Below are 8016 nucleotides of genomic sequence, written 5' to 3' on the forward strand. Positions count from 1 at the left end.
TCGGGCTTAAGCGGGCCGCGGACCTCCGGGTCCCGGCCCGCTTAGCCTTTTTCACGAAGTGCGAGGTGGACCTCGCTGGAAGGATTGACGCCGTGGCGACGTTCGTTGACCGGGTCGTCCTGCATCTGCAGGCCGGCGATGGTGGGCACGGTTGTGTCTCGATCCACCGCGAGAAGTTCAAGCCCTTCGGCGGGCCGGACGGCGGCAACGGCGGGCACGGCGGCAGCGTGTCGCTGGTGGTCGACCCGCAGGTGACCACGCTGCTCGACTTCCACTTCCACCCGCACGTCAAGGCCGACAACGGCAAGGGCGGCGCCGGGTCGAACCGGGACGGGGCCAACGGCCACAACCTGGTGCTGAAGGTGCCCAACGGCACGGTGGTCCAGACCACCGACGGCACCGTGCTGGCCGACATGGTCGGCGCCGGCACCACCTTCGAGGTGGCCCGGGGCGGGCGCGGCGGGCGCGGCAACGCCTCGTTGGCCAACGCCAAGCGCAAGGCTCCGGGCTTCGCCGAGCTGGGCGAGCCCGGCGACCAGCTGGACATCGTGCTGGAGCTGAAGAGCGTCGCCGACGTGGGCCTGGTGGGCTTCCCGTCGGCCGGTAAGTCGTCGCTGATCTCGGTGATCTCCGCCGCGAAGCCGAAGATCGCCGACTACCCGTTCACCACCCTGGTGCCCAACCTCGGTGTGGTCCGGATGGACAACCACACCTTCACCGTCGCCGACGTGCCGGGCCTGATCCCGGGCGCGGCCACCGGCAAGGGCCTGGGCCTGGAGTTCCTGCGGCACATCGAGCGCTGCGCGGTGCTGGTGCACGTCATCGACTCGGCGACCCTGGAGCCCGGCCGCGACCCGGTCGCCGACATCGACGCCATCGAGGCCGAGCTGAGCCAGTACGGCGGGCTGACCGACCGCCCACGGCTGGTGGCCGTGAACAAGGTCGACGTGCCGGACGGCCGGGACCTCGCCGAGATCGTCCGCCCGGATCTGGAGGAGCGCGGCTACCGCGTGTTCGAGGTCTCCGCGGCCACCCGGGAGGGGCTCAAGGAGCTGACGTACGCGATGGCCGAGCTGGTCGAGGCGGAGCGCAAGGCGGCGCCGCCGGCCGAGCCGACCCGGATCGTGATCCGACCGATGGCCGTGGACGACGCCGGCTTCACCATCACGGCCGAGGCCGACGGCTCGTTCACCGTCCGCGGCGTACGCCCGGAGCGGTGGGTCAAGCAGACCAACTTCGACAACGACGAGGCGGTCGGCTACCTCGCCGACCGGCTGGCCCGGCTCGGCGTGGAGGACAAGCTCGCCAAGGCCGGCGCCCAGCCCGGTGACCTGGTCCGGATCGGTGAGCGCGAGTTCGACTGGCAGCCGACGCTGTACGCGGGTGTGGAGTTCGCGCCCGGCAACCGGGGCACCGACGTCCGCCTGGAGGAGAAGTCGAACCGGGCCTCGGCGGCGGAGCGGCTCGCCGCCCGCAAGGCCCGCCGGGTGCGCTCGGCGGACGAGGTGGGCGCGGACTCGTCCGACGACGACGTCGAGGACATCGAGGACGAGGACGACGCCGAGTAGCCCGTTGCTCTCCGTGATCGGGACGACTGCCGGAAACCTTCGCGAAATCCACCCCGCCTAGCGTGGGGTGATGCTGATCGAGTCGCGGCCCGCCACCGATCCCGAGATCGCCGCCCTGGTCGTCGCCCAGCAGCGTGAGCTGCGCGAGGCCGACGGCGGGCTGGACGGGCAGGTCACCGTCGCCCACGACGACATCCGTTACCTGGCGGTGGTGGTGCACGGCCGGGCGGTCGCCTGCGGCGGGCTCCAGTCGCTCGACGCCGTCACCGGCGAGGTCAAGCGGATGTACGTCCGGCCCGCGTACCGGGGCCGGGGCATCGCCCGCCAACTGCTCGCCGCGTTGGAGGAGTGCGCGTTCCGGCAGGGGCACACGGTGGTCTGCCTGGAGACCAGCACGTACCTGCCGGCGGCCATCGGGCTGTACACCTCGTGCGGCTACGAGCCGGTCCCGGTGTACGGGGAGTACGTCGGCAACCCGTACAGCGTCTGTTTCGCCAAGCGGCTCCCGGTCGCGGCCTGACGGCGACGGGTCGCTCGCCCGCGGTGGCGGTCAGGCGCCGTGAATCGGCAGGTCAAGGCCGGTCGATCGGGGTGTCCAGGCGCCCACCGGTGCCCACCTGGTTGGACAGCAGCAGCCCGAGCGCGAGCATGCCGAAGCCGAGGGCGAGGTGCAGCCAGTTGTCGGCGTCGTTGACCGGCAGGATGTTCGCTCCGGCCTCGGGGTCGACCGCCTCGATCCCCAGGCCGTACAGCCAGAGGGCCAGGTAGATCGCGCCGCCGCCGGCCAGGAAGAGCCGGGCGCCGGCGACGCTGCGGGCCAGCACCAGGCCCACCAGCCCGAACAGCAGGTGCACCGCGTTGTGCAGGATCGACACCTGGAACAGCCCGAGCAGCTTGGCGTCCGAGTGGTGCCCGGCGAAGGTCAGCTCGCCGTAGTCGGTGGTGATGCCGGGGATGTAGCCGAGGATTCCGATCAGCAGGAAGACCCCGGCCACGACCAGCGCGACCACCTGCACCCGGGGTCGGGAGGCTGCAGGTCGGCCACCTCGCGCGTCTCGTGCCATCCCTGCCCCCTTTTCGTGGATCTGCCGGTCCCGCGAACCTCGCTGTCCGCAGCGGCGACGTGACGCAGCCCGACGATCCTCCATTTTGAAGTCGATCCCACCGGCCGCGCAGAGAAATGCACGAACAGGTATGGAAGCCGAAACGCAGGGTAGGTGAGTTGTCAGCGGCCACGGCGTCACGGCCGCATCCCCCCAGCACAACCGCGACGACTTTCCGAGCGGAAGGGAAATCATGACTTACGAAGTGTCACCCACGTCTTCCACGTACGGGCACGAGTCCACCAACGGCGGCGGCGTCCGCGAGCAGGCCCGCCACGTCGGGTCCGAGGCGGCGCACGCCGGTGGGGCGGTCGCCCAGACCGCGAAGGAGCAGGGCACCGAGGTCGGCCGCGAGGCCGCCCGGCAGGCCCGCAACCTCTACGGCGAGGCCCGCACTCAGCTCGCCAGCCAGACCGGTGAGCAGCAGCGCCGGGCCGCCGGCGGACTGCGGTCGATCGCCGACGAGATGCGCACCATGGCCGAGCAGGGTGGCCAGGCCGGCCCGGTGAGCGAGCTGGCCCGCCAGGCCGCCGACCGGGTGCACGGTGTGGCCGGCTGGCTGGAGGAGCGCCAGCCCGGCGACCTGATCAACGAGGTACGCGACTACGCGCGGCGCAACCCGGGCACCTTCCTGGTCGGCGCGGCGGTGCTCGGCGTGCTGGCCGGGCGTCTGACCCGCGGCATCTCCGACTCCGGCGACCACTCCGGCAACGGCTCCGCGGGCTACCGCGGCAACGGGGCGTACGACCCGGAGCAGACCGCGGTGATCCCCACGCCGCCGCCGGCACCCCGCACGACCGCGGACACCACCCCGGCGGGCGGCTACCTCGACCCGACCCCCGGCGGCTACAGCGACCCGACGCCCGGCGGCTACAGCGACCCGACCCGTCCGGACGGCTACACCGAGCCGGCCAGCACCGGTCAGCCGCTGCCGCCGGTGACCCAGACCGACCCGCTGCCGGGCGTGCCGTCCAGCGGCAGCCCCCGCCCGTGAGGCGCCGAGTCATCCGAAGGGAGGCGACGGCATGACCATGCCGACGCAGGGGTCCGGCCTGGACTCCGGTTACCACCCCGACGCGGGTGCCCCGCACACCGCGGCGGACGTGAAGGGCAGCTCGCTCGGTGACCTGATGCGCCAGGTCACCACCGACCTGTCGACGCTGATGCGCCAGGAGGTCGAGCTGGCCAAGGCCGAGATCCGCCAGGAGGGCAAGAAGGCCGGCAAGGCCGCAGGCCTCTTCGGCGGGGCCGGCTTCGGCGGCTACATGGTGGCGTTGTTCGTCTCCATCGCCGTGTGGCAGTTCCTGGACAACGTCATGGACTCCGGCCTGGCCGCGCTGATCGTGGCCGTCATCTGGGCCGTGGTCGCCGCCGTCCTCTACTCGATGGCCAAGAAGAACGCCCAGCACGTACGCGGGCTCAAGCAGACCAACGACAGCGTGCAGCGGATCCCCGACGCGCTCAAGCCCCACCCGGAGGGAGTCACCCGATGAGCACCGATCCCGACCAGATCCGCCGGGAGATCGAAGCCACCCGCAACAGCCTCAGCTCCGATGTGGACGCGCTGGCGTACAAGGTCAGCCCGAGCCGCATCGTCGACGACCGCAAGCAGCGGGCCCGTTCCGCGCTGCAGAATGTGAGGGACAAGGTCATGGGAACCGCGTCTGACCTCGGCCACGGCACCGGCCACGCCGCCCACTCGGTGGGTGACCGTGCCTCCTCGGCGGCTTCCAGCGTCAGCGACGCCGCGCACTCGGCGGCCTCCTCGGTCAGCGACGCCGCCCACAGCGCGCCCCGGGTCATCCGGCAGAAGTCGCAGGGCAACCCGCTGGCCGCCGGCCTGATCGCCTTCGGGGTCGGCTGGCTGGCCTCCTCGCTGATCCCGGCCTCCCGCCGGGAGCAGCAGGCCGCCGCTCAGGTCAAGGACAAGGTCAGCGAGCACAGCGGCGCCGTGAAGGAGAAGCTGGGCGAGGTGGCCAGCGAGCTCAAGGACGAGCTGCGCGAGCCGGCCCAGCACGCCGCCGAGTCGGTGAAGTCCACCGCCCAGGACGCCGTGCACGCGGTCAAGGACGACGGCCGGTCGGCCGCCCAGGACGTCAAGGACCAGGCCCAGCAGGCCCGCCAGCAGGTCAGTTCCTGAGCCCACCGCAATCGGCGACAGCTCGCGTTCACCCCGGTGGCCGCGAGCTGTCGCATGTCCACCCGCGCCCCGACGCGGTCGCGGTGCAGCGGCGGCGCGGACGCCTGATCAGCGCCCGCGTCGGCCCGGTCGGCGAGCGGCCTGGCGGATACGGGTGTTGCCGTAGCGGACTCCGCCGAGCAGGAGGCGCTGGGCGACCGCCAGCCAGCTGCAGATGCCACGTTCGAGCAGCCAGAGTGGGGCGGCCAGCGAGGTGCTCGGTGGAAAGACGGTCCCGCCGTCGGCGCGGCGGCGGCCCACCTCGGCCACGGCGACGACAGCTGCCGCCGTGCCGAGCAGCAGCCGGGGCCGCCGCGCCGCGACCGCCGCGGCCAGCGCCGGCAGGACCGCGAGCGCGGTCAGCAGGCGGGCCGGCTGGGCCAGATCGTCGTACGCCTGGCGGACCCGCTGGCCCCGGAAGTGCGTCGCGTCCGGCGGCAGCCGGCGCACATACAGCCAGGGCGGCGCGACCTGGACACCGCCGTACGCGCGCACGGTGCGGATCAGCTCCAGGTTCTCGAAGAGCACGTCCGGGTCGTACCCGCCCATGGCGAGGAACGTGCTGCGGCGCACCGCGAGGGTGCCGGGGTAGTCGTCTCCGAGCGCCCGGTTGAGCAGCGTCCGGCCGGTGTCCCACCAGGCGTGCCAGGGCAGTGGGTCGAAGTAGTTCTGCGGCCGGACCAGGTCGACCCGGCCCAGCAGCCGGTGCACGGCGCGCAGCCCGGCCTCGTCGTACCGGACGTCGTCGTCGGCGATGACCACGTGTTCGTGGTGTGCCGCGTCGACGCCGGTGTGCACCCCGACCACCTTGCCGTTGTGCCCTCGCCCGGCGGGATCGGGCGGCAGGTGCCGGACCAGCCCCTGCCAGGCCGCCGCGTGCCGGGCGAAGAGCTCCGGAGGTGACCCGTCGACGACGAGCACCTCGACGAGGCCGCTCAGCCGGCGCAGGTAGCCGGTCAGCTCGTCCAGACCGCCGTCGGTGTGCCAGCGCAGCGGCAGCACGTACGCCATCGGCAGGACGGCCGGCGGCAGGGTGGTCGGCGGTGTGCCGGTGTTGTCGTGCCCGGCTCGCCGGGCGGCGTCACCGGCGGCCGGGAAGGGCATCGGCGCCTCCTGGGCAGGCGGTCCGCGGCCGGCGGTGGGCGGGCCGCCCGCTGCACGTGCCCGCCCTGCCTCGATCCAAACCGGCGACGGGGTCAGGCGCGGCGGATGTTGGTGAGGGTCAGGCCGCTGGGCGGCAGCGCGGGCATGCGCCGCAGGTCCAGGGTCAGGTCCTGCGGCGGGACCTCGTAGCGCATGCCGCCGGTCAGGTTCGTGACCGCCCGCTTCATCAGGTCGATGGTGATCCACTCGCCGGCGCAGCGGTGCCCGGTGGTGTGGTCGCCGCCGCCCTGCGGGACCAGCTCGAACGGGTCCACACGGCGGCCGGCGAACCGCTCGGGACGGAACAGCTCCGGTTCGGGCCAGAGCGCCGGGTGGTGGTTGGTGCCGTAGAGGTCGAGCAGCACCCGCCGTCCTCGGGGGAAGTGGTGGCCCTCCCAGTCGAACGAGCGCCGGACCCGGGCGGCGGCCATCGGGAAGAACGGGTAGTAGCGACGTACCTCCTGGACGAACTGCTCGGTGGCCTCGTCGTCACCGTGGACCCTCTCCCGCCAGCCGGGATGGTCGCGCAGGGCGAGCGCGGCGAAGACGATGTACCGGTCCACGGCGACCACCGGGCGCAGCAGGTTGAGCAGTTCGACGGCGGCGGCCCGGCGGGGGAGCAGCGCCCCGCGCGCGTCGCGGTGCTCGGCCACGATCTCAAGCGGGCTGCCGGCCGGCGGCGGGTGGATGCCGGTCCGGGCCCGTTCGACGAGGTCGCCGAGCCAGCGTTCGGCGCGACGGCGGGCGAGCAGGCCCCGCCAGTGCCGTGGGCCGACGACCGCCGGGCCCTCGATCATGGCGTGCAGTTCGACGGCGCGGCGGGTGACCTGCGACGTGGCCAGCGGCACCCCGGCCCAGGCGCAGACCGCCCGGGTCAGCAGGCGGCCCAGCTCGTCGTAGAGCGGCACCGGCCCGGCCGCCTCCCAGGCGGGGATCCGCGCCCGCCACTCGTCGTCGAAGAGCTGCCCGAGGCGCTGGATGGCCGTCGGCGTCATGATCGACATGAGCATGGCCTTGCGGTCGGAGTGCTCCGATCCGTCGAGCCCCTGCACGCCACCCCGGCCGGTGAGCGTCCGCTGCACCCGCAGGTGCATCGCGCTGTCGCGCTGGAAGCGCTCGTTGTCGTAGAAGAGCATCGCGGCTGGCCGGCCCCGCAGGCAGATGGTCGGTGCGAGCAGGATGCGGGCCTGGAAGACGTCGCTGCCGTACCGCTCGCAGCGCTCACCGATGAACCGGTAGCCGGCGCGGAGCAGCGCGATGGTGCTGTCCGGCGTGCGGTCGGCCGGCATGGTCGCCATCGGGTCTCCTCGGGTGCGAGCGGTGGCCGGCGTCGCCGTCGCGCTGCGTCTACCCGTGTTGCCGCCGCTGAATCCCCGCGGCGACAGCGCGTCGGCTGGCCCCTCCCACGGGCGGCGGAACCTGGTTTGCTCAGCTGGTGGGGCCGCCGTGAGCCGGCAGCACCGGTCGGCCGGTGCGGCCCTCGGTGGGCCGATGGCCACGACCACGGGGAGGGCGAATGCACGACAACAGGGCGCCGCACTGGCGGCAACGGCGGGCGGTCACGGCGACGGGCGCGGGTCGTGCTCTGCGCCCACTGATCGGCCCGCCCGGTCGGCCGATGCGGCCGCGCCGGTTCTTCACCGTGCACCTGGGCTTCACCGCGCCGGGCGCGGCCGACGCCCGCGAGCAGGCGGTGGCGTACGCGGAGGCGCTGAGCCTGCTTCGCCCGGAGGTGGCCCTCGGTGCGGCGGCCCTGTCACCGGCCGACGCGTGGCACCGGGCCGAGCGGCTGTTCTGTGGCGCGGTCGGCCCGGACGGGGAGCGTTGCGTCGATGTCGCCGAGCATCCCGGCTTCCACCACGCGCCGGGTCCCGGCGGTCTCGGCTGGGGCGACGGTGATGCCTGACCTGGCGTGGGGGGGGGGGGGGGGGGGGGGGGGGGGCGGCCCCCCCCCCCCCCCCCCCCCCCCGCGCCGAGGCGGCGGCGCGTGCGGCCCGTTGCGGGCCGCCTTGAAGACGTACAG

General features: G+C 73.5%; 9 protein-coding genes. 6 read left to right on the plus strand and 3 right to left on the minus strand.

Features of this window, described 5'->3' with window-relative positions:
• Positions 1 to 92 precede the first annotated feature (92 nt).
• Both obgE and ACFYPR_RS28460 read left to right on the plus strand, forming a co-directional pair.
• A complete protein-coding gene (gene obgE, locus ACFYPR_RS28455; RefSeq protein WP_354857905.1) occupies positions 93 to 1568 on the plus strand; it encodes a GTPase ObgE in 1476 nt (491 codons plus the stop codon).
• 70 nt (positions 1569 to 1638) lie between these two features.
• Positions 1639 to 2088 (plus strand): GNAT family N-acetyltransferase, encoded by a 450-nt coding sequence (locus tag ACFYPR_RS28460; protein WP_387263461.1) that lies wholly within the window; start codon positions 1639 to 1641, stop codon positions 2086 to 2088.
• Positions 2089 to 2140: 52 nt separating this feature from the next.
• Here ACFYPR_RS28460 and ACFYPR_RS28465 read toward each other — a convergent pair whose 3' ends face one another.
• Complete coding sequence (locus ACFYPR_RS28465) at positions 2141 to 2632, minus strand: DUF4383 domain-containing protein (RefSeq protein ID WP_354857909.1); 492 nt, start codon at positions 2630 to 2632, stop codon at positions 2141 to 2143.
• 232 nt (positions 2633 to 2864) lie between these two features.
• Here ACFYPR_RS28465 and ACFYPR_RS28470 point away from each other — a divergent pair, with 232 nt between their 5' ends.
• Genes ACFYPR_RS28470 through ACFYPR_RS28480 form a run of 3 tightly spaced genes read left to right on the plus strand, consistent with a single transcriptional unit; the run spans position 2865 to position 4811 of the window.
• Entirely contained in the window at positions 2865 to 3665 is an 801-nt protein-coding gene (locus ACFYPR_RS28470) for a hypothetical protein (RefSeq protein WP_387263464.1), read from the plus strand.
• Between the two features lie 31 nt (positions 3666 to 3696).
• The gene (locus ACFYPR_RS28475; protein ID WP_007464049.1) at positions 3697 to 4164 is read left to right on the plus strand and encodes a phage holin family protein; all 468 of its coding nucleotides are present in this window, start codon (positions 3697 to 3699) and stop codon (positions 4162 to 4164) included.
• The gene (locus tag ACFYPR_RS28480; protein ID WP_354857917.1) at positions 4161 to 4811 is read left to right on the plus strand and encodes a DUF3618 domain-containing protein; all 651 of its coding nucleotides are present in this window, start codon (positions 4161 to 4163) and stop codon (positions 4809 to 4811) included. Before ACFYPR_RS28475 ends, ACFYPR_RS28480 begins: the two co-directional genes overlap by 4 nt.
• 108 nt (positions 4812 to 4919) lie before the next feature.
• Here ACFYPR_RS28480 and ACFYPR_RS28485 read toward each other — a convergent pair whose 3' ends face one another.
• Entirely contained in the window at positions 4920 to 5954 is a 1035-nt protein-coding gene (locus ACFYPR_RS28485) for a glycosyltransferase (protein ID WP_387263468.1), read from the minus strand.
• A gap of 92 nt (positions 5955 to 6046) precedes the next feature.
• Complete coding sequence (locus ACFYPR_RS28490; RefSeq protein ID WP_387263470.1) at positions 6047 to 7291, minus strand: cytochrome P450; 1245 nt, start codon at positions 7289 to 7291, stop codon at positions 6047 to 6049.
• A gap of 218 nt (positions 7292 to 7509) precedes the next feature.
• Between ACFYPR_RS28490 and ACFYPR_RS28495 the strand changes: the two genes are divergently transcribed.
• Positions 7510 to 7899, plus strand: coding sequence for a hypothetical protein (locus tag ACFYPR_RS28495; RefSeq protein ID WP_387263474.1), 390 nt, complete (start codon positions 7510 to 7512; stop codon positions 7897 to 7899).
• Positions 7900 to 8016 lie beyond the last annotated feature (117 nt).

Source organism: Micromonospora sp. NPDC005254 (assembly GCF_042872525.1).
In the GTDB taxonomy this organism is placed as follows: domain Bacteria; phylum Actinomycetota; class Actinomycetes; order Mycobacteriales; family Micromonosporaceae; genus Micromonospora.

Excerpts from the sequence above, each read along its gene's own strand:
- ACFYPR_RS28470 (WP_387263464.1), top strand. The coding sequence starts at position 2,865 with ATGACTTACGAAGTGTCACCCACGTCTTCCACGTACGGGCACGAGTCC.
- ACFYPR_RS28465 (WP_354857909.1), bottom strand. The coding sequence starts at position 2,632 with ATGGCACGAGACGCGCGAGGTGGCCGACCTGCAGCCTCCCGACCCCGG.
- ACFYPR_RS28485 (WP_387263468.1), bottom strand. The coding sequence starts at position 5,954 with ATGCCCTTCCCGGCCGCCGGTGACGCCGCCCGGCGAGCCGGGCACGAC.
- ACFYPR_RS28490 (WP_387263470.1), bottom strand. The coding sequence starts at position 7,291 with ATGGCGACCATGCCGGCCGACCGCACGCCGGACAGCACCATCGCGCTG.
- ACFYPR_RS28480 (WP_354857917.1), top strand. The coding sequence starts at position 4,161 with ATGAGCACCGATCCCGACCAGATCCGCCGGGAGATCGAAGCCACCCGC.
- ACFYPR_RS28495 (WP_387263474.1), top strand. The coding sequence starts at position 7,510 with ATGCACGACAACAGGGCGCCGCACTGGCGGCAACGGCGGGCGGTCACG.
- ACFYPR_RS28475 (WP_007464049.1), top strand. The coding sequence starts at position 3,697 with ATGACCATGCCGACGCAGGGGTCCGGCCTGGACTCCGGTTACCACCCC.
- ACFYPR_RS28460 (WP_387263461.1), top strand. The coding sequence starts at position 1,639 with ATGCTGATCGAGTCGCGGCCCGCCACCGATCCCGAGATCGCCGCCCTG.